This window comes from Streptomyces sp. NPDC041968 (assembly GCF_055589025.1).
The window spans coordinates 138,166-163,449 of sequence record NZ_JBVJCB010000009.1; the positions used below are offsets into that span (position 1 = coordinate 138,166).

Sequence of the window (25,284 nt, forward strand, 5' to 3'; positions counted from 1 at the left end):
CCGGAGAGGCGACACACCATGGCGGACTTCATCGGCGCGGTGGACCAGGGAACCACCAGCACCCGATTCATGATCTTCGACCACGGCGGCAACGAGGTGGCGAAGCACCAGCTGGAGCACGCCCAGATCCTCCCCCGCTCCGGCTGGGTGGAGCACGACCCCGTGGAGATCTGGGAGCGCACCAACTCGGTCATGCAGAACGCGCTGCGCCACAGCGGGCTGTCGGGTACCGACCTGGAGGCCATCGGCATCACCAACCAGCGGGAGACCACGGTGGTCTGGGACCCGCGCACCGGGCGTCCCTACTACAACGCCATCGTGTGGCAGGACACCCGCACCGACGCCATCGCGGCGCACCTGGAACGCTCCGGGCGGGGAGACGTCATCCGCCGCAAGGCCGGACTGCCGCCGGCGACCTACTTCTCGGCCGGCAAGATCCAGTGGATCCTCGAGAACGTCGACGGCGTGCGCGAGGCGGCGGAGCGGGGCCATGCCGTCTTCGGCAACACGGACGCCTGGGTCCTGTGGAACCTGACCGGCGGTCCCGAAGGCGGTATCCACGCCACCGACGTGACCAACGCCAGCCGCACCATGCTGATGAACCTGGAGACGCTCGACTGGGACGACGAACTGCTCGGCTTCTTCGACATCCCCCGGGCCATGCTGCCCGCCATCCACCCGTCCTCCCACCGGGAGGCGTACGGCGTGGCCCGGACCTCCCGGCCGCTGCGCGCCGCCGTCCCCGTCTGCGGCGTGCTCGGCGACCAGCACGCCGCCACCGTCGGCCAGGTCTGCTTCGCGCCCGGCGAGGCCAAGAACACCTACGGCACCGGCAACTTCCTGCTGCTCAACACCGGCACGGAACCGGTCCGCTCTCAGCACGGCCTCCTCACCACCGTCGCCTACCAGTTCGGCGACGGCCCGGCGGTCTACGCCCTGGAGGGTTCCATCGCGGTGACCGGGTCCGCCGTGCAGTGGCTGCGTGACCAGATGAAGATCATCAAGACCGCCGCCGAGAGCGAGGAACTCGCCCGTACCGTCGACGACAACGGCGGCATGTACTTCGTCCCGGCCTTCTCGGGCCTGTTCGCCCCTTACTGGCGCTCCGACGCCCGGGGAGCGATCGTCGGTCTCGCCCGCTACAACGACAACGCGCACCTGGCCCGGGCGACCCTGGAGTCGATCTGCTACCAGAGCCGCGACGTCGTCGAGGCCATGGAGCAGGACTCGGGGGTCCACCTCGACGTGCTCCGGGTCGACGGGGGCGTGACCTCCAACGACCTCTGCATGCAGATCCAGGCCGACGTCCTCGGTGTCCCCGTCAGCCGGCCCGTCGTCGCGGAGACCACCGCGCTGGGGGCGGCGTACGCCGCGGGGCTGGCCACGGGCTTCTGGCGGGACACCGACGAGCTGCGCGGCCATTGGCAGGAGTCCAGGCGCTGGGAGCCCCAGTGGGCCGAGGACCGGCGGGCGGCAGGCTACGACGGGTGGAAGCGGGCGGTACAGCGCACGCTCGACTGGGTCGAGGTGCCGTGACGCCCCGGCCCGGCCGTGACCGGCGCCGGGCGTCCTGTTCTCCCTCCTCTCGCGCCACTGGAGGTGCGATGATCTGAGCGTCGGCGCTCGCCCTTGGGAGCGCGAGACGAAGGCGGGGCGCGGAGGACCCTCTGTGGTCGTTCCTCGGTGGACCGTCCTTCCGGCAGACGGTGAGGAGACGCAGTGTTCGGTCCGGACGAGAACGGCTGCGCCGGAGAGCAGGCCTCGGGGATGCCCCGCGAAGTGGACAGGATGCTGGGTGCCCTGGGGGGTGCCGCCTACGTCGTGGACGAGCAGGGGCGCATCGTCGCGGTGAACGCCGCCGCCGAGCGGTCGCTGGCCCGTCCCGCCGGTGAACTCGTCGGCTGCGACGCGCACGACCTGCTGCACCGCAGCGCTCACGGCGAACCGTTGCCCAGGGCCCGGTGCGGCATGCGGCAGGCGTTCCTCTCCGGACGCACGGTCCAGGGCGAGCTGGACTGGTTCCTGCGGGGGGACGAGACCCTGATGCCCGTCGCGTGGCTGATCACTCCCTGCCGGATCGGCGACGACGAGAAGGGGACGCTCGTCGTCTTCCATTCGCCGGCTCTCCACGACGTCCCGGGCATCGCACACGGCTCGGGGCAACTCACGGAACTGGATCGGCTGGCCCTGCTGGCCGAGACGACCACCCAGCTGACCTCCACCCTCTCCGTCGACGAGGCCATGCGCCGACTCGTGGCCCTGGTGCTGCCCCGGCTGGCCGACTGGGCGGTGATCGACCAGATCACCGAGCGCGACGAGGTGTGGCGCACCGCCGTGGTGCACGCGGAGGGCGGGGCCCTGGTGCACCGGCCGGACCTCGAGGGCCCCATGGCCCCGGTGCCCGAGGCGTCCACCATGCCGCTGTCCCGGGCTCTGCGGGGTGTCGCCTCGACGGTGACCGACTCGCGGGCGTACGAGCGGTCCCCCGATTCCGGTATCGCCGTGGAGCAGCGCCGCCTGTTCGAGTCCACGGGGATCCAGTCCGCCGCCATCGCGCCGATCCGGGGCCTGCGCCAGGTGCTGGGCGCGCTGACCCTGGGGCGCGAGGCGGGTTCGCGGGAGTTCACGGCGGCCGACCTCACGCTGTTGGAGGACATCACGCGTCGTGCGGGCCTGGCGCTGGACAACGCCCGCCTCTACGAGCGGCAGCGCAAGGTGGCCGAGACCATGCAGCGCTATCTGCTGCCCCAACTGCCGCGCGTGCCGGGATTGCAGATGACGGCCAGGTACCTGCCCGCGCCCGACGCCTCCCATGTCGGCGGTGACTGGTACGACGTCTTTCCGCTGAGTGACGGCGGCACGGCGCTGGCCGTCGGAGACGTCGTGGGACACGACCTGGAGGCCGCGGCCGGCATGGCGCAGGTCCGCAACATCCTCCGTGCCTACGCCTGGGCCCACCAGGGGCCGCCCAGCGAGATCGTCCAACGCGTCGACCAGTCGATCCTCCGCATCACCGACGTGCCCATGGCGACGATGACGTTCGCGCGGATGACGGTCCGCGAGGACGGACAGTGGGCACTGGCCTGGTCGAACGCCGGGCATCCGCCGCCGCTGCTGATCACCGGGGAAGGAGTGGCCCGCTACCTGACGGGCGGTCACGGCCTGTTGCTCGGCACCGGTACCGAGCAAGCCCGTCCGGACGCGTCGGCGCTCCTGCCGCCCGGGGCGACGCTCGTGCTGTACACGGACGGACTCATCGAGTCCCCGGGGCACTCCCTCGACGAGGGACTGGAGCAACTGCGGCGCCACGCCGCGGTGCTGGCCCGCCGCCCGATGGAGTCGTTCACCGACGAGCTGCTCAGGAGGGTGCGGCCCCCCGAGAACGACGACGACGTCGCCCTGCTGGCCGTGCGGCTGGGTGCCCCGGGCTGACGGCCGCGGGACCTAGGCCGCCTGTGTAGGTTCACCCGCGGCAGAGGACGTGCGCCGTCCCTCTAAGGTGATCCCCATGTCTGCCAGATTGAGTTCCGCGAGGACCCGTGCCGCGTTGCACACGTCCGCGCGTGTCTCCACCGAGTTGCTGCTGATATTCGTCCTGCTCGCGGTGGCCCTGTGGCTCCTCGGCCGTATGTGGTCCGTCGTGTGGCCGGTGGCGATCGCCCTGCTGCTGACCACGCTGACCTGGCCGTCGGCCCGGTTCCTCCGGCGGCACGGATGGGCGCCCGCGCTGGCCGCGTCGGCGGTGACCGTGGCGTTCCTGCTGGCCGCCGTCGGTGTCGTGGCGCTGATCGCGGTGCCGATGTCCTCCCAGACCGACGAGTTGACCGACGGCGTGATGGAGGGCATCGAGCGGTTGCGCGAGTGGGCCGCGGGACCGCCGCTGAACATCGGCGACGCCCAGATCACCAGTGCGGTCGACACGGCCATGGCCCGTGTCCAGGACAGCGTCGGCAGCATGGTCAGCACGGTGGCCACGGGGGTGAGCGCCGTGGTCAACGGTCTGATCACCGCGATCCTCGCGGTCTTCCTGATGTTCTTCTTCCTCAAGGACGGGCCGCGGTTCCTGCCGTGGCTCACCCGCCAGTTGCCCGGCCGGCTCTCCACCGACGTACCGGCCGTGGCCGCGCGCGGTTGGGAGACCCTGGGCTCCTTCGTCCGTTCGCAGGCGCTGGTGGGTCTGCTCGACGCGGTCTTCATCGGCCTCGGGCTGTGGATACTGGGCGTGCCGCTGGTGCTGCCCCTGGCCGTGCTGACCTTCGTGTCCGCGTTCGTGCCCATCGTGGGTGCCCTGTTCGCGGGCTTCGTCGCGGTCCTCATCGCCCTGGTGTCCAACGGTCTGACGGACGCCCTGATCGTGCTGGCGATCATCGTGGTGGTGCAGCAGTTGGAGGGCAACGTGTTCCAGCCCATGATCCAGAGCCGCGGGCTGGGTCTGCACGCGGCGGTGATCCTGCTGGCGGTGACGCTGGGCGGCAGCCTGGCCGGAGTGGTGGGCACCCTGCTCGCCGTACCGGTCGCCGCGTTGATCGCGGTCGTCTGGAACTACGTGCGCGACCAACTCACCGACACCCCGGAGGAACCCGCGACGACCGACGCCTGAGGCCGGCCGCCGCCCGCCCTGGGTGCACGTCGACCCCGGCGGCCGGTGCTGCCAGCTTGCGGCCGTGCATCTCTTCTCCGTCAACCGACCCGGGACGCGGTGACCTACCGGGAGGTCGTCGAGCCCCCTACGGGTGAGGACCCGCTCGACGCGCTGACGGTCCGGCTGGCGGCCGCGTACGAGGAACCGTGGCTGCTCAGGTTCCACCTCGACGACGTCGGTGCGGCCGCGGGCCGTGCCGCCGCACTCGCGCCTCCCGCGGCACGGGTCGCCACCCGCGGGGAGGTGCTCACGGTGGACGACTACCTCAGCGCGTACGTCCTGGAGTGGACCCTCCACCACCTCGACCTGATCGCGGACCTCCCGAACGGAGACGCTGTCGGTCGGCACCGGACGGCGTGCTCCGAGCGGAGCGCAGCAAGGCCGCGCTGGGAGAACTGGCCGCGCGCCTCCCCTTCGCCCTCGGCTGAGGACGCCCGCCGTGAGCCCGGTGGGTCGTCCGAACGGACGATGCCCCTGTCGTCCGTACCGTCCGCCCAACGGAGCCACAGCGCCGACCGGCGGTCCCGCCCCGCGGGGGGAGGCTGGTGGCACTCGCCCCTCGACACCTCGGAGTCGTCGCACCATGCACCGTCCGATCCCCCGTCCGACTGCCGCGCCCGGCGGTCCGGTGCCGTCGTCATGCCCCGTACGCGTGACGGGCGGGCAGCGGTGAACCGGCGCGTCGCGGGCCCCCTCGCCGTGCTGGCCGCCGTCACGACGGCCCTGGCCGGATGCGCGCCGGGCGACGGCACCGAGGCGGAGCCGCCGGTGTCCGCCCCGCCCGCGGCGACCGGCCCCCGGGCACCGGAGGCCGGCCCGGGCCCGCCCCGCACACCCGAAGGCACGCTGCTGGTCACCGACTTCGGCGCGGACACCGTCACGTTCGTCGACCCGGCCCGGTCGGGCGCGGCGGCGGACCTGGGCTCGGTGCGGGTGGGGACCGCCCCGTACGGGGTCGCCCTCGACGACGAGGGTACGGCGTGGGTGGCGACGGCGGAGGGGGTGGCCGCGGTGGACACCCGCGCCCGCGAGCGCACCGCGCTGATTCCCTACACGACCGACACGGGCCCCGTGGCGACCGGCGAGTACCGGGGCGGCGGCATGGGCATCGCCGTGTCCCCGGACGGAGGCCGGGTCTACGTCGGCGTCAACGTCCCCGGCGGCGACGGCGCGCTGGAGGTCGTCGACACCGAGCGGCGGAAGGTGACGGAGACCGTTCCGGTCGGCCGCCGGCCCTTCGACGTCGACGTGTCGCGCGACGGCCGGCACGTCTACGCCACCAACCACGACTCCTTCGACGTCACCGTCGTCGACACCGGCGACTGGACGGCGCGCCGCGTCGAGGTCGCGCCGTACGGCACAAAGGGCGGCCTCGGCTCCTGGCTCAAGCCGCACCACACCGCCGTACGGCCCTCGGACGGCGCCCTGCTGCTGCCCTTCGAGGGGGAGCGTCTCGCCGTGGTCGATCCCCGCACCGGGTCCGTCCGGATCGAGGGCATGACCGCCAACACCCACCAGCACGGGGTGGCGGTCGGTGCCGACGGCACCCTCTACGCCGTGGGCACCGGCCCGATCGACCCGTCCGAGGACGACGGCCCGTCCCTGACCGTGCGCCGGCCCGACCGGCACGAGCGGGTCATCCCCCTGGACGGCCCGCACGAGACCGTCGTCCCCTCGGCGGACGGCCGCACCGCCTACGTCTCCGGCGGCTTCACCCGGGACGGCTACTGGAACGGTCTGAGCGTCGTCGACACCGGCTCGGGCCGGGTGACCCGCCTGCCCGTCGGCGAACGGCCCCTGGGCATCGCGCTCCTGTGAGACGGCCGCACCGTGCCTCGGGCACCACCGCCTCCGGTGGCGCCGCTCAGCGGGACGGGCGCACCGGGGCGCTGGCCGTCCCCCGTTCCCGGCCGCTCAGCTCGGCGTCCAGGGTCTCCTGGGCGACCCGCATCGCCTCCGCGTACCGAGGCTGCCCCATGCGCCGCCAGGCCACCTCGGGATCGACCTGTTCGACGTGGCTCACCACCCACCAGATGTTGCCGAACGGGTCCCGGACCCTGCCCCCGCGGTCCCCCCACGCGCTGTCGGCCACCTCGGTGACCACCTGCGCGCCGTGCTCGACCGCGGCGGCCATCGCGGCGTCCGCGTCCGGCACGTAGACCCGCAGCAGCGCGGGCATCACCGGCCAGTCGGACCGCCGGTCGAAGGCCAGCACCACCGTGTCACCGACCCGGATCTCACCGTGCCCGACGGAGCCGTCCTCGACCTCCACCCGGCCGAGCTCCTCACCACCGAACGCGGCGGTGACGAAGTCGAGCAGCGCGCCGGTGTCATCGGTGACCACCCACGGCGCGACGCTGGTGTACCCCTCGGGTGCGGTGTGCTTCATCGGACACGTCCCTTCTCTCGGTGCGATGTGGTGCGAACGACGCTAACCGGGAAGTAGGCCGGTTCCGGTCCTACTTGCCACGGCGCGACGATGCCGCGCTCGTCGGTGGATCGAAGGGAGCGGTCGCCGCTACGTTGGCTGCGGCCCTGATCACTCGCACCGAGAGGACACCATGCCCGCCGACGACGGCCCGTACGAGATTCTTGACGACCGCTTCCGCACCGGGCGCTGTACGAACGGTGACAACAGGCTGGAGGTCCTGTACGACGACTGCCGGTGGGCCGAGGGGCCGCTGTACCTGCCCGCCTGGCGGCAGTTGATCTGGAGCGACATCCCCAACGACCGCATCCTGCGCTGGGACGAGGCCACCGGCACGGTCGGCGTCTTCCGTACGCCGGCCGGGCACAGCAACGGCAACACCCTCGACCGGCGGGGCCGGCTGGTCACCTGCGAACAGGGCAACCGCCGTGTCACCCGAACGGAGCCCGACGGGACCGTGACCGTGCTCGCCGACCGCTTCGACGGCAAGCGGCTCAACAGCCCGAACGACTCCGTCGTCCGTTCCGACGGCACGATCTGGTTCTCCGACCCGGACTTCGGCATCATCAGCGACTACGAGGGCCACCGGGCCGAGTCCGAGATCGGGGCGTGCAACGTGTACCGGATCGACCCGGTCTCGGGGGACGTCCGGCTGGCGGCCGGCGGTTTCGAGGGGCCCAACGGTGTCGTCCTGTCCCCCGACGAGAGGCGGCTGTACGTCTCGGACTCCCGGGCCGCGCGGATCCACGTCTTCGACATCGGCGAGGACGGCACGCTGTCCGACGGGAAGGTCTTCGCCGAGGCCCGGGGCGACGTGCACTTCGACAACATCCGCTTCGACGACGAGGGCCGGCTCTGGGCCGCCGCACTACACGACGGCGTCCACTGCTACGACCCCGACGGCACCCTCATCGGCCGGCTGCGTGTGCCCGAGCCCGTCTCCAACATCGCCTTCGGCGGCCCGAAGAACAACCGCCTGTTCATCACCGCCACCACGTCCCTGTACTCACTCGTGATGTCGGTGACCGGCGCGCCTCGCCTGTAGGCCCTCGGCCGTCCGTGTCCCCGGCCGAGCGGGGGCACGGGCGGTCACCGCTGCCGGGCGCGGTACAGGTCGCGCAGCAGGGCGATCTCCGCCCCGTGGTGGAGCACTTCCTGGTTGACCCACCAGACGATGTCGACGAACGGCTCCTCCGCGTCGCTCCCGTGGGGACAGGTGCACCGGCCGACCTCGTCCGGCGCCGCGTCGTCGGCGCCCCCAGCGCGTCCCGCCGGGCGGCGGCGCCCGTGGCGAAGGCCGCGTCCGCTTCGGTCGCGCTGCCGCACACCGCGTGGTCGTCGCGGGTGAGCGAGTGGGTGCCGGAGGTGGTGTCGGCCCGCAGGAAGAGCATCTCGCCGAGATGGCTCAGCCGCCAGGCGAGGGTCGTCAGGGGGCGGCGGCGAGGGATGCGGGTACGGCGCCGTGTCCCTGTCCCACTCGCCGGCGCCGGTCAGCCCGGTCGCGCGCGGCCCCGGCCCGTCCGCCCGCAGCCTGACCGGCCAGCAGCGGTCCGGCGCGGGTTACCAGAAGTACTCCTCGTCCGTCAGGAGGCTCACCCCCGTCTCCGTGCCGTCCCCGCTGTCCATGACCGGCCCGGCCACGCGGTCGGAGAGGCGCCGGCAGGCGAAGTCGAACTGTTCCAGCAGGGGAACCAGACGGGACGGTGTCCTCCGTACACTCCTGCGTCGCGACGAAGGGCCCGCGCCCCCGAGGGGGCTGCCGTGCCGGGCCGCCGGCCCGGCACGGCGGCCGGACGCCCCGCGCCCCGCTTTCCGCCCGCCGGTAAGGGGGTGAACCGCTGTGCGGGGCCCGGTCGTTGCGGCGTAGGTTGTGACGACGTAAGCACGCCTCGGCTGAAAGACGGACCGTACCCATGAGCGACCCCGTGACGACACCCGGCTCCGCTGCGCACCAGAGGATCGACACCTCGGTGCCGCACTCGGCCCGGATCTGGAACTACTGGCTGGGCGGGAAGGACAACTACCCGGTCGACGAGCAGGCCGGCGACGCGTACACCGCGGTCTTCCCCGGCATCGTCACCATCGCCCGCAGCAGCCGTGCCTTCCTGCGCCGCAACATCACGTACCTGGTCGCCGAGGCGGGTGTGCGGCAGTTCCTCGACATCGGGACGGGTCTGCCGACCGCCGACAACACCCACGAGGTCGCCCAGCGCATCGCTCCCGAGTCCCGGATCGTCTACGTGGACAACGACCCGATGGTCCTCGCCCACGCCCGCGCGCTCCTCTACTCCACCCCCGAGGGTGCGACCGCCTACATCGACGCCGACGTGCTCGACCCCGAGAGCGTCCTCGCGGACGCCGCGAAGACGCTGGACTTCACACAGCCGGTGGCCCTCATCCTCAGCAACATCCTCGGGCACATCGCCGACCACGACCGGGCGCGGTCCGTCGTCACCAGGCTGATGGAAGCGCTGCCGTCCGGCAGCTACCTCTCCGTCAACGACGGCTCCCGAGGCATCGACCCGGAATTCGAGCAGGCGCAGGACGCCTACAACGAGAGCGGCGCCGCCCCGTACGTCCTGCGCACCGTCGAGCAGATCACCGCGTACTTCGACGGCCTGGAGCTCGTGGATCCCGGGGTCGTTCCGGTCACCCAGTGGCGTCCGGACGCCGACTCCCCCGCCCCGGAGCCCATCGGCGAGCACGGCGGCCTCGCCCGCAAGGTGTGACACCGCCCTGACGGAGTCCGTCACCGGCGGCGGGAACGCGCCGGGCGACGGGCCCGACCGCCGGTCCCGGCACCCGATCCCGAGGAGTGCGCGCATGCCCGCATGGTCATTGCCCGAGACGTTCACCAGCAGCTCCGGCGCAGTCCGGTGGAACCGGCTGGGCGAAGCCGGCCGGCCGGCGCTGGTCCTGCTGCACGGCACGCCGTTCTCCTCGTACGTCTGGCGCGCGGTGGCCCGCTCGCTGGCGCGTGAGCATCAGGTGTTCGTCTGGGACATGCCGGGCTACGGGGCGTCGGAGAAGTCCGCGGGCCAGGACGTGTCCCTGGCCGCCCAGGGCCGGGTCTTCACGGAGCTGCTGGCCCACTGGGGCCTTCAGCGGCCGCTCGTGGTCGCCCACGACTTCGGGGGTGCCGTCGCGCTGCGGGCCCATCTGCTGCACGGCGCCGGCTACCGGGCGCTGGCCCTGGTCGATCCGGTCGCGATGGCCCCCTGGGGTTCGCCGTTCTTCCGGCTGGTCCGCGACCACGCCGAGGTCTTCGAGGCGCTGCCGCCGCCGCTCCACCGGGCGCTGGTCCGCGAGTACGTCGGTTCCGCCAGCAGCCCGGGGCTGCACCCGGCGGTCCTGGACCGGCTGGTGCGGCCCTGGCTCGGCGAGGCGGGGCAGCCGGCGTTCTACCGGCAGATCGCCCAGGCCGATCAGCGCCACACCGACGAGATTCAGGAGCGGTACGCGGACATCACCGTCCCGACGCTGGTCTGCTGGGGCGAGGACGACGCGTGGATTCCGGTGGCGAAGGGGCGTGAACTCGCCGCTGCCGTGCCCGGTGCCCGATGGGAGCCGATCGCCCACGCCGGTCATCTCGTCCAGGAGGACGCGCCGGCCGAGCTCACGGCCGCGCTGCTCGCCTTCCTCGGGCGACTTCCCTGACGGCTGCGCGGCACTCGGGAGGCCGCGAGGGGACCGGACATGCCTCGGGGCACGGTGCCCGGGAACCAGTGGTTCCCGGGCACCGTGCCCCGTTCGGCGGTCTCCCGGTCAGGCGGGGGTGATGTTCTCCGCCTGCGGGCCCTTCTGGCCCTGGGTGATGTCGAAGGTGACGGCCTGGCCTTCCTGCAGCTCGCGGTAGCCCTGGGCGTTGATGTTGGAGTAGTGCGCGAAGACGTCGGGACCGCCGCCGTCCTGCGCGATGAAGCCGAAGCCCTTTTCAGAGTTGAACCACTTGACAGTTCCGCTGGCCATGCCTTTTGCCTTTCAGCCGTTATCGGATTCGCACCGCGCGAACCCGGAGGTGGTCGTCCTGGTCCTCCGGCATTGCACAGCAAACCGCCCGCACTCCGGGGCGGGCGGTCTGGGCGAACCACGACATCTGCTGCTGACGCTACACGGCATGTCCGAGCCTCACCAGTGAGTAAGGGGTGTGAGCGGCAACGATGTTGCCGAACCGAGGCCCGGAAGGTGCCCGGGGGCGGTGTCACACCCCGGTCATCAGCCGGGCATGGCACAGGAGGCGCTCCTCGACCTGCTCCGCGGTGGCGGCACCGGAGGTGATCTCGATGCAGTAGCCGTCCTCCAGGGTCCGACCCGCGCCCGTGGGATCGGTTCCGCCCCGGCACCACGTCGCACGCCTCGGCGGGGACGGCCTGAACCCGGGCCGAGGTGCCGCGTCCCTGGGCCATACGGGGGAGACGGCGAGGCGGCCGCACACCCCGGTTCCGTTAGTGGTCAAGCAATGAGTAGTCCACACAACGGAGTCGGAGATCGATATGACCGTCAGGAATGCGCTGGCCAAGGTGATCGGCGCGGTCGTCTGCACCGGCCTGCTGGGAACGGGGTGCGCCCGGCAGCAGCCGGCGGCGGCCCCACGGGACTCGCAGGCGCCCGACAGGTCCGCCTCCCAGCCGACCTCGCCCCGCCCCGCTCCCCCGCGTTCGTTCCGCAGCCCCCTGCCGGGACTCGGTCCGTCCCTGCGGGCCCGCATCCCCGACGCCTCCCGGCAGGCCCTGGTGGTCACGGGCGCGACCAGGACCTCGAACCGGGCACGGGCGGTGCTCTACGAGCAGGACCCCGCGCGGGGCTGGCGTGCCGTCGCCGGTCCCTGGGCGGCCCACAACGGCCTGCGCGGCTGGACCGAGGAGCACGAGGCGGGCGACCTCCGCTCGCCCGTCGGCGTCTTCCGTCTGAGCGACGCCGGTGGGAGGCTCCCCGACCCCGGTACCCGGCTCCCCTACGACCAGGACCCGGAGTTCGCCGTGTCGGGCACCGGGCATCTCGGGGAGCCGCTGGAGGGTTCGTTCGACTACGTGGTCGCCATCGACTACAACCGGGTGCCCGGCACCACCCCCCTGGACAAGACGCGACCGCTGGGCGAGGACAAGGGCGGCGGCGTCTGGATCCACGTGGACCACGAGGGACCGACGAACGCCTGTGTCTCCCTGAGCGAGGAGCACATGCGCGCGTTGCTCAGCGCCCTGGACCCGGAGAAGGAGCCGGTCGTCGTGATGGGCCCGGAGTCGGTCCTGGAGCGGTAGCGCGCGCACCGGCGCCGCCGTGCCGTGGACGCCCGGTGCCAGACGCCGACGGAGCCCTTGGTGACCCGTACCGGGGCGAGCGTACCGGCCCGGTGCGGAACGCCGGCGGAGCCCCTGGTGGCGTGGGCCGGGCGGGCGTACCGGTTCGTCCACGCGGTCTTGACGGGGCGGACCGCGCTCGGCCTACTGGAGGCGAGCCGGACGTGTTCGGGGGACCGGTCCGGTCTCCGGCCGGTGTCGGTCCCCGCCGGGGCGGCAGGTCAGGAGTGCGACAGTGCGGCGTCGATGGGCAGCGGCGGCAGTCCTGCTGGCCTGGGCGCTGCTGCGTCTCCTCGCCGCGCAGCGAGCGGGGATCCCGGAGGCGGAGCCCACCCCGGGCTCCGCCCACGTGGCCGTGGTGGTGGTGGTCGAGACGGCCGGGGAGCCGGGTCCGGGCGAGGAGGACCCCTCGCTCCGCCAGGTCGCCGTCCGCTCGCCGAGGACCGCCGGGAGGGTGGCCTGGGATCACGGCGTCGCCGCCCCCGCCCCGGTACCGACGTGCGCCGGGGGACGGGACGACGGTGGCCTTCGCCGGCCGCCGGCCCCTGGGCGGGGCGCGGACGGGCCCGCGCGGGGCGCACCCGAACTGCAGACGTTCCGCTGCTGAACCACGGCGGTACCGACGAGGCCTGCGCCGCGCGGCCCGTGTACTGCCCGCCGAGACGCGGTGTCCAGCAGGCCTTCGTGTGTCCGGAGAGTTCCGACGACGCAGGAGGCGGACGCATGTCCGAGAAGCGCATAGACGTGATCGTGCCGGGAGAGCTCGGCACGGACGACCGCAAGATCTGGCGGGAGATGAGAGCCGCCTCCGGAGCCCCGGCCAATCCGTTCATGGACCCCGCGTTCACCGTGGCGGTCGGACGGGTCAGACCGCGGACACGGGTGGCGGTGCTGCGGGAGGAGGGATGCCCGGTGGGGTACTTCCCGTACGAGCGGGCCTTCGCAGGCCGGGGACGGGCCCTCGGGCTCGGGGTGTCGGACAGTCAGGGCGCGGTCCTGCGGCCCGGCATCCGTCTCGACGCCCGCGCCCTGTTGCGGAGCTGCGGTCTGTCGTCCTGGGAGTTCGACAACCTGGAAGCGGGCCAGGCCCTGTTCCTGCCCCACGCGGTCGAGGAGCTGGCCTCACCGGTCGTCGACCTCGGTGACGGATTCGAACGGTATGCCGAGGGCCTGCGCCACGGCTCGCCCGGTTTCTTCCGGCAGACCCTGGCCAAGGAACGCAGACTCGCCCGCCAGGTCGGCGAGGTGCGCTTCGTGTTCGACGAGCGGGATCCGGCGGCGTTACGGGCGCTCATGGGGTGGAAGTCCGCCCAGTACCGGCGCACCGGCCGGCGGGACCGGTTCGCCCAGGCCTGGATCATCCGGCTGGTGGACATCCTCGCCCGCGGCGAGGACCCCGGGTGCCGCGGGGTGCTGTCCGTGCTCTACGCCGCCGGCCGCCCGGTGGCGGCCCACTACGGGCTGCGGTCGCCCACGGTGCTGTCCTGGTGGTTCCCCGCGTACGACCGGGCCTACGGCAAGTACTCCCCCGGCCTGCTGCTGCAGTTGCGGATGCTGGAGGCGGCGGCCGCCGACGGGATCCGCCTGGTCGACCTGGGCAGCGGGCCGGCCCGTTACAAGGAGTCGTTCAAGACCCGCGACCTGACGGTGTACGAGGGCGCGGTGGTCCGCGCCGGGATGGGCGGCGCCGTCCACCGGCTGGGGCGGGAGCCGGCGCGCGCCGCCCGCCGCTTCGTTCGCGAGCGTCCGGGCCTCGCCCAGGGCACCGCCCGGACGCTGGAAGCGCTGGGCCGCTTGCGCGTCCGTTGACGGCGGCCCGGCCGGGAGGACCGTGGTGCGGGCCCGGGGGCCGTGGTGCGGGCCGGCCCGGCACACGGCCGTTCCCCGTGTGCCGCGGTCCGGGGCTCGTGCGCTCAGCCGGTGGGCGGCATCTCGGTGGGCGTCGAGTCCAGGCCGGGCCGGCGCTCGCGCCAGGCGCCCCGGGTGAAGTCGGGGACGTCGACCGGACGTCCGTCCCTGGCCAGCGACATGACGCTCAGGGGGACGGGCGAGCACCAGGCGGCCGAGTCGTAGACGTCGATGTCCGGTACCAGCCCCGCCCGCATCGACTGGACGGTGCGCCACTGGAGCACGTAGTCCATGCCGCCGTGCCCGCCGTTGTTGGCGGCGTCGTCACCGACCTTCTGCCACAGCCAGTGGTCGTACTCCTTGCGGTAGCCCTCGAAATCGCGCCAGGTGTGGCCGCTGTGGTCCGGTTCGGCGTAGATCCGGGCGCCGGTCGGGGCGGGTCCGGCGTAGTCCTCGACGATCCCCCGGCTGCCGGCGAGCGTGTTGATCCGGCTGTAGGGGCGGGGCGAGCTGACGTCGTGCTCCGCGCGGATCGTCCTGCCCTTCGCCGTCTCGATCATGCAGGTGACCAGGTCGCCGTTGACGTAGGTCTCCTTCCAGGAGGGGTGGTCGCGGGGTACGAAACGCGCGCGGTAGTCGGCCAGGCCCCTGGGGGCGGTGGCGGTGGCGCGCAGGGTGGTCATGCGGTCGCCGCGGTTGACGTCCATGGCGGCCGCGATGGGGGCGAGGCCGTGCATGGCGTAGAAGGAGGCCGTGCTGCGCGTGTGCCAGAGCCGGCGCCATGAGTCGGTGTAGTAGGTGTCGGAGAAGAGGAGTTCGCGCAGGTCGTGGAGGTAGCCGCCGTGGCCGTTGGTGATGTCTCCGAACAGGCCGTCGTGCGCCGCCCTGAGCATGGCCAGCTCGTTGCGGCCGTAGCTGCAGTTCTCGGAGAGGAACAGGTGCCTGCGGGTGCGCTCGGAGGTGTCGACGAGGTCCCACAGCTGGCGCAGTTCCGTCGCGACCGGCAGCTCCACCATGGCGTGCTTGCCGCTGAGCAGTGCGGCTCTGCCCTGTTCGTGGTGGAACTCCCAGGGTGTGGCGATGTACACCAGGTCGATGTCGTCGCGCCGGAGCATCCGGGCGTAGGAGTCGGCGGAGCCGCCGTATTCGGCGGGGCGCGGGCTGCCTTTGCTCTCCAGCCGGTCGGCGGCGCGCTTCGCGCGGTCGGCGCGGATGTCGCAGACGGCGGTCACGGTGCAGCCGGGCACGGCCGCCCAGCCGGTGATCATGCCGCCGCCCCGGTTGCCGAGGCCTATGACACCGACGCGGACGGTCCGGTGCGCCTCGAACGGCACCCCGATCATCGACTTCTGGCCGGGCCTGCGGCCGGGAGCCCGCTCGGCCGCCGACGCGGTGGGGGCCGAGGCGGTCATCCCGGCCGCGAGGGCGCCGGTGGCGACGGCTCCGCCCAGGAGCAGTCGGCGTGAGACAGCGGGTGTTTCGGACATGACGGCAACACTCCTCGTGGGCGGTCGGCATCACGGGCGGGGCAGTGTCGGGCGTTGTCGGGCGCGGTCGAGCACGTTCGGGGCATGACTCTGCGGTCTCCGCCCGTCCATGTCAATACGTGCTTGATGCGCAGCAGTTCCGAGCACTTCCGCGCACCGACGGTGTCACATACCGTCCTGCACCACTCCGCGCGTCGAGAGCGTCACGGGGTCCTTGTTGGTGAAGTCGCCCGGGGGAATGCCCGGGTGGTGGCCCTCGCGCGCGGGCGGGGCCTGGTCGCTGGGGCCCAGGGTGAGCCGGGAGACGATGCGGTAGCGGTCGCCGCGGTAGAGGGAGTGCACGTACTCCACGGGACGTCCGCGCGTGTCGGTGGTCAGGCGCTCGAAGAGCAGCGCCGGGGACAGCTCCGGCACGTCGAGCAGGTCACCCTCCGCGCGGGTCACCACGGTGGGCTCGATCGACTGCACGGCCTCGCTGACCCGGACGGCGTGCCGCTCGCTCAGGTGCTCGTAGAGGTCGCCCTGCTCCAGTTCCTCACTGGTCAGGTCCGCCACGAGGCCGGCCGGAACGTGCAGGTACTCGATGGCCATGGGCGAGCCGTCGACCAGCCGCAACCGCGCCACGTAGTGGATCCGCGCGGCCGGCGACATGCGCAGCTTGCGGCCCACCCGGGCCCCCGCGGGCAGGGTGCGGACCTCCAGGAGCCGGCTGGTCCAGGCGCCCGCGGCCGGCGGAAGGCTGAAGGCCGTCCGGGCCGACACCAGCTCCTGGGTGATCTTCTCGGCGGCGACGAACATGCCCCGGCCGTGCTCGCGCACCAGCAGGCCGGCGACCACCAGTTCGTCGACCGCGGCCCGCAACGTCGGCCGGGAGACACCCAGTTCGGCGCAGAGGGTGCGCTCGGAGGGGATCGCGTCCCCCGGGCGCCGTTCCTCGATGAGTTCCAGGACGGCGTCACGGACACGCTCGCGCTTGAGCACCGCTCCGGAGGCGGCGGCGTCGATCTCCATGCAGTACTCCCGTAACTGGTCTGCTGGTCAGCAGAGCTTACCTGTCCAGGTCGACGGCAAACCAGCCACACAATGCGATCTTCGGCCGAAGTCACGTGTATACGCGAGGGGTTGACGGCCTCATTGGTCCATGCCACCTTCGTCCAACGCCGACTGGTAAGCCTCTGGGCCTCTACTGGTCAAGTGCGGGTGTGCCGTCCTTTCCGCTCGTCGCCCGCCGGCTCGCCGTCCCTTCCAGCTCTCCCAGAGGTGAACCGTGAAGTACCGCTCGCTCGCCCTGTTCTCCACGCTGGTGCTCAGCGCCGGGCTTGCCGCCTGCTCTTCGTCCGGTGACGCCTCGGACGGCGCCGGCGGCGGCCCGACCGCCCTGGACGTGTGGCTGATGCGCGACAGCGTCTCGGCCGAGTTCCAGAAGGACTTCGAGACGGGCTTCGAGAAGTCCCACCCCGACATCGACCTGAAGATCCAGATCCAGGAGTGGGAGGGCATCGGCGAGAAGGTCACCGCCGCCCTGGCCAGCAACGACGCTCCCGACGTGATCGAGGTCGGCAACACGCAGGTCGCCCAGTACGCGCAGAGCGGCGGCCTCACCGACTTCACGGACCGGGTGGACGAGCTGGGCGGGGGCGACTGGCTCAAGGGCCTCGCGGAGCCCGGGTCGTACGGGGGCAAGCAGTACGGCATCCCGTACTACGCCGCCAACCGGGTCGTGATCCACCGTACCGACCTCTTCGAGCAGGCCGGCGTGGACGCCGCCGGGATCAAGACCCGGGAACAGTGGGTCGCCGCCACCCGCAAGCTCGACCGGGGCGGCACGCAGGGCATCTACCTGCCCGGGCAGAACTGGTACGTCCTGTCCGGCTTCGTCTGGGACGAGGGCGGCGACCTCGCCGCCGAGTCGGAGGGCCGGTGGAAGGGGGGCCTCGACAGTCCCGAGGCGCTGCGGGCCATGGACTTCTACCGACGCCTCCAGGCACTCGGCAAGGGTCCCAAGGACTCCGACGAGGCACAGCCGCCGCAGGCGGAGGTGATGGCCAAGGGGCAGGTCGCCCAGATCATCGCCGTCCCGGGCGGTGCGAAGGTCATCGAGGAGAAGAACCCCGAACTCAAGGGAAAGCTGGGCTTCTTCCCGATCCCCGGCAAGAGCGCCGACCGGCCGGGCGCCGTCTTCACCGGCGGTTCCGACCTCGTCGTCCCGGTGGTCGCCGCGCACCAGGAGGAGGCCTTCACCTTCATCCGGGAACTGACGGGCGACGCCTGGCAGAAGAAGCTCGCGGTCGCCATGAGCTACGTGCCGAACAAGACCACTCTCGCGGACGCCGTGTCCGCCGATCCCGGCACCGCGGCGATGGCCGCCGGCGCCGCGAACGGACACGCCACCCCCAACACGCCCCAGTGGGCGGCGGTCGAGGCCAAGAACCCGGTCAAGGAGTACATGACGGCCGTCCTCACCGGACGTGACGCCCGGTCCGAGGCCGCGAAGGCCTCCCAGACGATCACCGACACGCTCAACAGCGACTCCTGACCGCGACCGCCCCCGACACTCCGAGGACCAGGAGGCACCGTGTCGACCGTCCGTGAGCGCAGCGTGCCGCGCGACGTCAGCCGCCGCCCGCCCCCGCGCGCCGCCGGACGGGCGGGCGGGGCCGGCCGGGGATCACTCTGGCCGTACCTGCTGATCGCGCCCGCCGTGCTCGGCATGCTCTACCTGCTGGTCTACCCGCTGGCCCGCGCCGTGCTCATCTCCTTCCAGGACTTCCGGCTGCGCCAACTGATCCTCGGAGACGCCGACTTCGTGGGGCTGCGCAACTACCGGACCCTGCTGAGCGATCCGCAGTTCTGGGAGGTGGTGCGCCGGACCTTCGTGTTCATGGCCGTCAACGTGGTCGCGATCATGGTCCTGTCGACGCTGGTCGCGCTGATGGCCGAGCGGCTGGGCAGGGTGGCCAGGACCGTGCTCCTCAGCTCACTGGTCCTGGTGTGGGCGGTGCCCGTGGTGGCCGCCACCACCGTCTTCCAGTGGCTGTTCCACTCCGAGTTCGGCATCGTCAACGAGACCCTGACCGGCCTCGGGCTCGGCTCGTACGAGGGGTACACCTGGTTCGCCCACGGTGGTACCGCGTTCGCCATCGTCGTCCTGCTGATCGTCTGGCAGTCCGTGCCGTTCGCCGCGATCACCCTCTACTCGGCCCTGATCACCGTGCCGGCCGAACTCCACGAGTCGGCCCGGATGGACGGCGCGAGCGGCCCGCGCGTCTTCCGCTCCGTGACGTTCCCGCTCATCCGGCCGATCTTCATGCTGGTCCTGTCCCTCGAGGTGATCTGGACGTTCAAGGCGTTCGTGCAGATCTGGGTGATGACCCGCGGCGGGCCGGGCGAGGCCACCACCATCCTGCCCGTGTACGCCGTCCAGACCGCGCTGGCCGGCCAGCGCTACGACCTGGGTTCCGCGGCCTCGATGCTCACGGTCCTGCTGATGAGCGGCGTCCTCGTCGCCTACTTCCGCCAACTGTTCCGTCAGGAGGGTGAGCAGCTGTGAGCACCACGCGCCCCTCGGTGCGCCGGGCGGTACGACGCCTGCCGCTCAACGCCGCCGCCGCGCTCACCGTGGTGGTCTGCCTCTTTCCCGTGTACTGGATGGTCACGACCGCGTTCAAACCGTCCCCGGACATCCAGTCCTACGACCCCCGGCTGCTCCCCCGCGCCTGGACCCTCGACCACTTCCGGCAGGCGGTCGGCGCCGACGGGTTCGCGCTCTTCTGGCGCAACAGCATCCTGGTCACCCTCAGCGCCGTACTGCTCGCCCTGCTCGTCGCCCTGGGCGCCGCCTACGCCGTGGCCCGCATGCGCTGGCGGGGCCGCCGGCAGTTCGTGCTCGCGGTGTTCATCGCGCAGATGGCGCCCTGGGAGTCGCTGATCATCCCGATCTACATCATCTCCCGCGACACCGGCATGCTGGACCGGCTCCCGACGCTGACCCTCATCTACTTCATGATCACGCTGCCGTTCACGGTGGTCGTGCTGCGCGGCTTCATCGCCGGCATCCCTCCCGAACTGGAGGAGGCCGCGCAGGTCGACGGCTGCACGAGGGCCGGCGCCTTCCGCAAGGTCGCCTTCCCGCTGCTGGCGCCCGGCCTGATGGCCACCTCGCTGTTCGGCTTCATCACCGCCTGGAACGAGTTCACCTACGCCAACTTCCTCATCATCAAGCAGCAGGACAGCCGCACCCTCCCGGTCTGGCTCTCCTCCTTCCAGTCGACCTTCGGCACCGACTGGGGGGCCACCATGGCGGCGTCCACGCTCTTCGCGCTGCCCGCGCTGGTCGTCTTCCTCGCCCTCCAGCGCCATGTGACCGCCGGACTGGCCTCCGGAGGCGTCAAGGGCTGACCGCGCACTCCGTCCCCGTCCCCCCGCGCACCGCCGAGCAACGGAGCCGTCCCGTGGACCTGCCACGCCCCGAACTGGCCCTCGTCCCCCGCCCCCGCCGCATCTCCACCCGCTCCGGCCGCTTCCGGCTGGACGCCACGACCCGCCTGCGGGTCACCCCCGGAGCCGAACCCGCGGCGGCCCTGCTGCGCACGCTCCTCGCCCCGGCCACCGGACTGCGCCTGGAGACGGCCGCCGACGGCGCCTTCGTGCTCGCTCTCGATCCCGCCCTGACGGGTCTGGGCGACGAGGGCTACGGACTCACCGTGAGCACCCAGGGCGCCCTGTTGCGCGCCGCCCGCCCCGCCGGGCTCCTGCGCGGCGTGCAGACGGTGCGGCAACTCCTGCCCTACGCCGCCCTGTCCGGACGTCCGGTGCGCGGTGTGCCGTGGGACCTGCCGGCCGTGGAGGTCACCGACGTGCCCCGCCACCCCTGGCGCGGCTCCATGCTCGACGTGGCCCGGCACTTCCAGCCGGTGTCCTACCTGCGGCGCTACGTCGACCTGCTGGCGCTGCACAAGCTGAACGTCTTCCACCTGCACCTCACGGACGACCAGGGCTGGCGGATGCCCGTGGCCGCCCACCCCCGGCTGACCGAGGTCGGCGGACGGCGGGCGGAGTCCATGGTGGGCCCCGCCGGCAGCGACCGTTTCGACGGTGTGCCGCACGGCGGCGCGTACACCCGGGCGGAGCTGACGGGGCTGGTCGCGTACGCCGCCGAGCGGGGGGTGACCGTGCTTCCGGAGACCGGCGTGCCCGGACATGTGCGCGCCGCCCTGGCGGCCCACCCCGAGCTGGGCACCGACCCCACGCGTCGGCTGGACGTGTGGACGCGGTGGGGGGTGTGCGAGAACGTCCTCGGCACCGACGACCACGTCCTCGACTTCTTCCGCACCGTCCTGGACGAGGTGATGGACGTCTTCCCCTCGCCGTACGTCCACCTCGGCGGCGACGAATGCCCCACGACGGAGTGGGAGCGCAGCCCGGCGGCCCGGGCCCGCGCCGCCCGCGAGGGGCTGCCGGGGCCCCGCGCGCTGCACCCGTGGTTCATCGCCCGGATGGCCGAGCATCTCCTGCGCGCGGGCCGCAGGCCGGTCGTGTGGGCGGAGAACGGTGTCGCGCTGCCCCTGGACTGCACGGTGATGAGCTGGCGCGAGCCGGACCACGCCCGCGCGGCGGCCGAGCGCGGCCATCAGGTCGTCCGCGCCGACCACCGGGCCACCTACTTCGACTACGCACGCACCCACGGCCCGCAGGAGCCGCCCGCCCAGCCCGGCCCGGTCGTCGACCTGCGCGCCGTGTACGACGTCGGCATCGTCCCGCCGGTCCCCGACCCGCAGGTCGCGGCGCGGGTGCTCGGCGCCCAGGGGCAGTTGTGGACCGAGTTCGTCCGGACGCCCGAGCACATCGAGTACCTCACCTACCCGCGCTTGTGCGCCCTCGCCGAGCAGGTCTGGGACGGCACCTCCGGCTGGCTCGACTTCACCACCCGGCTGGCGGGCCACCGGGCCCGCCTGGACGCCCTGGACGTCCCGCACGCCGACCCGCCGGCCGGTGTCCCGGCGCCGCCGAGCATGGGCGGCGTCCGCTGAGCACCGGCGGCGGCCCGTCGACGCGCACCGACGCTCCCGGCGCCCCTGCCGCCCCTTTCACGTTCCCCCACTCACGCACCGCACCGAAGCTCCCGCAGCCGCGGGGGCCCCACCGAAAGGATCCCGGATGAGAACCCGACCCACCGTCGGCCGCGCCCGGCTGGCGCTCGCCCTGGCGGCACTCATGGGCGGCGGCGCCCTGACCGCCCTTCCCGCCGCCCAGGCGGCTCCCTCCGCCGCCGGTGTCACCGTCCAGTACCGCACCAGCGCGGGCGGAGCCACCGCCGACCAGACGGAGCCCTGGCTGAAGATCCGCAACACCGGCTCCACGGCCGTGCAGCTCAGCCAGGTGAAGGTCCGCTACTACTTCAAGGCGGACGCACCGAACGCGTCGTACCGCTTCGCCTGCTCCTGGGCGGTGCGGGGGTGCTCCGCCATCACCGGCACGTTCGGCACCCTGGCCAACCCCACCGCGACGGCCGACCGTTACCTGGAGATCGGCTTCACGGCGGCGGCCGGGACGCTGGCGCCGGGCGCGGACACCGGCGACATGCAGCTGCGCTTCCACCAGACCAGTTGGCAGACGGTCCGGCAGAGCGACGACTACTCCTTCAACGGCGCCCAGACCTCGTACGCGAACTGGAACAAGGTCACGGCCCAACTCGCCGGCGCCACCGTGTGGGGTACGGCGCCCGAGGGCAACGACCCCACGGACCCGACGGATCCACCGGACCCGACGGACCCGCCCGGTGGCGGGCAGACCCTGTTCGACGACTTCACCTACACCTCGCACACCGACCCCTCGATCTCCGCGCACGGCTGGAGCGTCCGGTCGAACTCCGGCGGCCCCGGCGTCCCGGGCGCCACCTGGGACCCGTCGAAGGTCACCTTCGCCTCCGCCGGCGGCAACTCCGTGATGAACCTGGAGACGTCCACGGCGGGCACCGGTGCCTCCACCACGCACACGGAGGTGCTCACCAAGGCCACGAAGTTCCGCAACGGCACCTACGCGGCGCGGGTGAGGTTCTCCGACGCCCCCAAGTACGGGCCCGACGGGGACCACCTGGTCCAGACGTTCTTCACCATCAACGACCTCAAGGCCCCGATGGCCGACGACTACGCCGAGTACGACTTCGAGTACCTGCCGAACGGCGGGTGGGGCGAGCCGTCGAACATCCTGTACACGACCTCCTGGGAGACCTACAACCCCGATCCCTGGCAGGCCGTCAACCAGCACTCGGAGCAGCGCGTCAGCTACGCGGGCTGGCACGACCTCGTCGTCACCATCGACAACAGTGCCATCACGTACTACGTGGACGGGCAGCACTTCGGCACCCATGACGCGCAGTACCTGCCCGAACGGCCGATGTCGATCAACTTCAACCAGTGGCTGATCGACCTGAACGGCCAGACGTCGACGACCCCGCGCGCCTACGACCAGCAGGTCGACTACGTCCTGCACGTCAAGGACCAGGTGCTCACCCCGGCCCAGGTGGCCGCCAAGGTCTCCGCCTACCGCGGCGCCGGCACGGCGTTCGTCGACGAGGTCCCCTCGTCCTGATCCCCGGCGGGGACGGTCAGAACAGCCGCTCCTGCGCGGCGCAGGACCGTCCCCGCCGCTTGCGGCGCGGAGCGCTCGGGGCGGGGGCCGGGTCCGCGTCCCCGAACAGCGGGGCCGTGCCGTACTCATCGGGCTCGGCCGGGACGGTGGCGGGGCCGGTGCCCACGTTGAGGACCAGCGGCGCCTCCAGGTCGAAATCGCCCGGGGTCATCGCCACCCACTCACGGTCCTGCCGCTCACCCACGCACCGACACCTCTCTCGCGCCGCCCGCCGCGACCACGCGACGCTACCAGCCCCGCGACCGGAGGGTGATCACGCCTCCCGTCGGGTTCACCCGTCCTTCCCGGCATCCCGCTACGGACTCGCCCTGACCGGTCCGCGCCGGACGCGCGTCCTCCATCGATGATCAGGTGCCCACGGGGCGGGAGTTCATGAGGGCGCCGTGCGCCGGGGCTCCCCAACGGGCCCGCCGTACCGGCGCGGTGGCCCCGGGCGGCACCCGGGGCCGACCCCGGTCGGGCCGGTGGCCGGCGCCGGGCACTGGTGCGGCCCCGCGTACGGGGGAGAACGCGGGGCCGCACCAGCAAGCTAGCGGACCGGCCCGGCGTCTGCCAGCCCCGGCCCGGCCCGAACCGGCCGGGAACCGGTCACGCGGGGGCGGCCCGGACGGGCGGACACGGCGCCGGCCCTGCCCGTTCGGGCAGCTGCCTCTGCCTCGGGGGCTCCTGACGTTCCCGGAACGGGGCGTTAACGTCCCTCCGTGAGTACCAGGTTCCGGCGAGCGCCCCGGTGAACGACGAACGGCTGACCGTGGCGGAAGCCGCCGACGCCTCGGACGAACGGCCCCCGGAACGACCTGAGCAGCCGCGCCAGCCGGGGCCGGGCCAGGAGGAGCGGCCGGAGCGGGCCGCGAGGCGAAGGCGCCGCGGACCGGTCCTGTTCACCCTGCTCCTGCTCCCGGGACTGGTCACCGTCATCGGTGTGGCCGCCTTCCTCGCGCTCACCGGCGGTCCGCCGTCATCGGGGCCGGAGGACCCCGACGCGGACCAGGCGGCCGAGGTCGGCATCGACCCCTCCTACGTCCCGTGGCTGCGCCAGGCGGCCACCACTTGCACGCTGCTCACGCCGTCCCTGCTGGCCGCCCAGATCGACCAGCTCTCGGGCTGGAGCGACGGCACGGACGATCTCTCCGGCCAGAAGGGCATCGCCGCCTTCACGGACACCGAGTGGCGGACCTGGGGCAGGGACGACGACGGCAGCGGCAAGGCGTCACCGCGTGATCCGGCGGACGCCATCATGGCCCTCGGCCGCCGGGACTGCTCCCTGGCGGCCGAGGTCACCGCACTGCGCACCGCGGGCGAGGTCAACGGTGACCTGGTGGACCTCACCCTCGCCGCGTACGCGACCGGAGCGGACGCCGTGGCCGAGGCGGGACGGGTGCCGCCCACCGCCAGGACCTACCTCGCCGAGGTCCGGGCCCTGCTCCCGCGGTACGAGGCGCTCGACCGGGCCGACTCCGGCGGCGGTGCCGGCACGGCGACGGGCGTGCTGCCGGCCGCCCCGGTGACCCCGTTGACCGTCACCTCGCCGTACGGCTCGCGGGAGCACCCGCTGACCGGGGTGACCAGACTGCACACGGGGGTGGACTTCGCGGCGCCCCAGGGAGCCCGGGTCGTCGCCGCCCGGCGGGGCCACGTCGCCTTCGCCGCGTACACGAAGGCGTACGGCAACCGTGTCGTGGTCGACCACGGGACCATCGAGGGCAAGCGGCTGGAGACCACCTACAGTCACCTGTCGTCCCTGGACACCGCCGTGGGCCGGACGGTGGAGGCCGGGACCCTGATCGGCCGGGTCGGGTCCACCGGCCTGTCCACCGGCCCCCACCTGCACTTCGAGGTCGTGCTCGACGGGTACTACACGGATCCGCGGCCCTGGCTGGCGAACGGCGGGTAGGACGCCCCGTCCGGATCGCTCCGGTCGGCTCCGCCCAC

The 25,284-nt window shown here is 72.6% G+C and carries 21 protein-coding genes and 2 pseudogenes; 17 read left to right on the forward strand and 6 right to left on the reverse strand.

What is annotated here, in order from left to right; all coding sequences use genetic code 11:
• Positions 1-18: 18 nt before the first annotated feature.
• From glpK to ACZ6EG_RS22450, 5 genes and pseudogenes are all read left to right on the forward strand, one after another.
• Positions 19-1,536 (forward strand): glycerol kinase GlpK, encoded by a 1,518-nt coding sequence (gene glpK, locus ACZ6EG_RS22430; RefSeq protein WP_356610241.1) that lies wholly within the window; start codon positions 19-21, stop codon positions 1,534-1,536.
• 231 nt (positions 1,537-1,767) lie between these two features.
• Complete coding sequence (locus ACZ6EG_RS22435; protein WP_391970703.1) at positions 1,768-3,432, forward strand: SpoIIE family protein phosphatase; 1,665 nt, start codon at positions 1,768-1,770, stop codon at positions 3,430-3,432.
• A gap of 76 nt (positions 3,433-3,508) precedes the next feature.
• Positions 3,509-4,600, forward strand: a complete 1,092-nt coding sequence (locus ACZ6EG_RS22440; RefSeq protein WP_469606924.1) for an AI-2E family transporter — start codon at positions 3,509-3,511, stop codon at positions 4,598-4,600.
• Between the two features lie 81 nt (positions 4,601-4,681).
• A pseudogene (locus ACZ6EG_RS22445) lies at positions 4,682-5,070 on the forward strand (maleylpyruvate isomerase N-terminal domain-containing protein); the annotation flags it as partial.
• Positions 5,071-5,281: 211 nt separating this feature from the next.
• Positions 5,282-6,460: a YncE family protein gene (locus tag ACZ6EG_RS22450; RefSeq protein ID WP_469606927.1), complete on the forward strand. Its 1,179-nt coding sequence runs from the start codon at positions 5,282-5,284 to the stop codon at positions 6,458-6,460.
• A gap of 46 nt (positions 6,461-6,506) precedes the next feature.
• On the opposite strand, the gene ACZ6EG_RS22455 is transcribed toward ACZ6EG_RS22450, so the two are convergent.
• Positions 6,507-7,031 (reverse strand): VOC family protein, encoded by a 525-nt coding sequence (locus ACZ6EG_RS22455; RefSeq protein WP_469606930.1) that lies wholly within the window; start codon positions 7,029-7,031, stop codon positions 6,507-6,509.
• Positions 7,032-7,203: 172 nt separating this feature from the next.
• On the opposite strand from ACZ6EG_RS22455, the gene ACZ6EG_RS22460 reads away from it, so the two are divergent.
• On the forward strand, positions 7,204-8,115 hold the full coding sequence (locus tag ACZ6EG_RS22460; protein WP_391970492.1) for an SMP-30/gluconolactonase/LRE family protein: 912 nt from the start codon (positions 7,204-7,206) through the stop codon (positions 8,113-8,115).
• Positions 8,116-8,159: 44 nt separating this feature from the next.
• On the opposite strand, the pseudogene ACZ6EG_RS22465 reads toward ACZ6EG_RS22460, so the two are convergent.
• Positions 8,160-8,696 (reverse strand): annotated as a pseudogene (locus ACZ6EG_RS22465) (DinB family protein).
• A gap of 287 nt (positions 8,697-8,983) precedes the next feature.
• Here ACZ6EG_RS22465 and ACZ6EG_RS22470 point away from each other — a divergent pair.
• Together ACZ6EG_RS22470 and ACZ6EG_RS22475 are read left to right on the forward strand one after the other, a co-directional pair.
• Positions 8,984-9,799, forward strand: coding sequence for an SAM-dependent methyltransferase (locus ACZ6EG_RS22470; RefSeq protein ID WP_391970493.1), 816 nt, complete (start codon positions 8,984-8,986; stop codon positions 9,797-9,799).
• A gap of 94 nt (positions 9,800-9,893) precedes the next feature.
• Positions 9,894-10,727 carry an alpha/beta fold hydrolase gene (locus ACZ6EG_RS22475; protein WP_469606935.1) on the forward strand — a complete coding sequence of 278 codons (834 nt, stop codon included), beginning with the start codon at positions 9,894-9,896 and terminating at the stop codon, positions 10,725-10,727.
• A 108-nt stretch (positions 10,728-10,835) separates the two neighbouring features.
• Here the strand turns inward: ACZ6EG_RS22475 and ACZ6EG_RS22480 are convergent, their stop codons facing one another.
• On the reverse strand, positions 10,836-11,039 hold the full coding sequence (locus ACZ6EG_RS22480) for a cold-shock protein (RefSeq protein ID WP_003978336.1): 204 nt from the start codon (positions 11,037-11,039) through the stop codon (positions 10,836-10,838).
• 524 nt (positions 11,040-11,563) lie between these two features.
• Between ACZ6EG_RS22480 and ACZ6EG_RS22485 the strand changes: the two genes are divergently transcribed.
• The 3 genes from ACZ6EG_RS22485 (at position 11,564) to ACZ6EG_RS22495 (ending at position 14,176) form a co-directional block, all read left to right on the forward strand.
• Complete coding sequence (locus tag ACZ6EG_RS22485) at positions 11,564-12,328, forward strand: L,D-transpeptidase family protein (protein ID WP_469606940.1); 765 nt, start codon at positions 11,564-11,566, stop codon at positions 12,326-12,328.
• Between the two features lie 274 nt (positions 12,329-12,602).
• The gene (locus ACZ6EG_RS22490) at positions 12,603-12,974 is read left to right on the forward strand and encodes a hypothetical protein (protein ID WP_469606943.1); all 372 of its coding nucleotides are present in this window, start codon (positions 12,603-12,605) and stop codon (positions 12,972-12,974) included.
• 116 nt (positions 12,975-13,090) lie between these two features.
• Positions 13,091-14,176: a GNAT family N-acetyltransferase gene (locus tag ACZ6EG_RS22495; protein WP_469606946.1), complete on the forward strand. Its 1,086-nt coding sequence runs from the start codon at positions 13,091-13,093 to the stop codon at positions 14,174-14,176.
• Positions 14,177-14,280: 104 nt separating this feature from the next.
• Here the strand turns inward: ACZ6EG_RS22495 and ACZ6EG_RS22500 are convergent, their stop codons facing one another.
• Together ACZ6EG_RS22500 and ACZ6EG_RS22505 are read right to left on the reverse strand one after the other, a co-directional pair.
• Positions 14,281-15,702, reverse strand: a complete 1,422-nt coding sequence (locus ACZ6EG_RS22500; protein ID WP_391970498.1) for a Gfo/Idh/MocA family protein — start codon at positions 15,700-15,702, stop codon at positions 14,281-14,283.
• 165 nt (positions 15,703-15,867) lie between these two features.
• Complete coding sequence (locus ACZ6EG_RS22505) at positions 15,868-16,713, reverse strand: GntR family transcriptional regulator (protein WP_469606949.1); 846 nt, start codon at positions 16,711-16,713, stop codon at positions 15,868-15,870.
• 256 nt (positions 16,714-16,969) lie between these two features.
• On the opposite strand from ACZ6EG_RS22505, the gene ACZ6EG_RS22510 reads away from it, so the two are divergent.
• The 5 genes from ACZ6EG_RS22510 (at position 16,970) to ACZ6EG_RS22530 (ending at position 23,292) form a co-directional block, all read left to right on the forward strand.
• Positions 16,970-18,238, forward strand: coding sequence for an extracellular solute-binding protein (locus ACZ6EG_RS22510; RefSeq protein WP_469606952.1), 1,269 nt, complete (start codon positions 16,970-16,972; stop codon positions 18,236-18,238).
• A gap of 39 nt (positions 18,239-18,277) precedes the next feature.
• Positions 18,278-19,252, forward strand: coding sequence for a carbohydrate ABC transporter permease (locus tag ACZ6EG_RS22515; protein ID WP_391970501.1), 975 nt, complete (start codon positions 18,278-18,280; stop codon positions 19,250-19,252).
• Positions 19,249-20,100, forward strand: a complete 852-nt coding sequence (locus tag ACZ6EG_RS22520; RefSeq protein WP_356610225.1) for a carbohydrate ABC transporter permease — start codon at positions 19,249-19,251, stop codon at positions 20,098-20,100. Before ACZ6EG_RS22515 ends, ACZ6EG_RS22520 begins: the two co-directional genes overlap by 4 nt.
• Before the next feature lie 53 nt (positions 20,101-20,153).
• Positions 20,154-21,731 carry a beta-N-acetylhexosaminidase gene (locus ACZ6EG_RS22525; RefSeq protein WP_391970502.1) on the forward strand — a complete coding sequence of 526 codons (1,578 nt, stop codon included), beginning with the start codon at positions 20,154-20,156 and terminating at the stop codon, positions 21,729-21,731.
• A 127-nt stretch (positions 21,732-21,858) separates the two neighbouring features.
• Positions 21,859-23,292 (forward strand): cellulose binding domain-containing protein, encoded by a 1,434-nt coding sequence (locus ACZ6EG_RS22530; protein ID WP_391970503.1) that lies wholly within the window; start codon positions 21,859-21,861, stop codon positions 23,290-23,292.
• A gap of 16 nt (positions 23,293-23,308) precedes the next feature.
• Here ACZ6EG_RS22530 and ACZ6EG_RS22535 read toward each other — a convergent pair whose 3' ends face one another.
• Positions 23,309-23,536 carry a hypothetical protein gene (locus ACZ6EG_RS22535; RefSeq protein ID WP_366766844.1) on the reverse strand — a complete coding sequence of 76 codons (228 nt, stop codon included), beginning with the start codon at positions 23,534-23,536 and terminating at the stop codon, positions 23,309-23,311.
• 546 nt (positions 23,537-24,082) lie between these two features.
• On the opposite strand from ACZ6EG_RS22535, the gene ACZ6EG_RS22540 reads away from it, so the two are divergent.
• On the forward strand, positions 24,083-25,246 hold the full coding sequence (locus tag ACZ6EG_RS22540; RefSeq protein ID WP_469606959.1) for a M23 family metallopeptidase: 1,164 nt from the start codon (positions 24,083-24,085) through the stop codon (positions 25,244-25,246).
• The last annotated feature ends 38 nt before the right edge of the window (positions 25,247-25,284 follow it).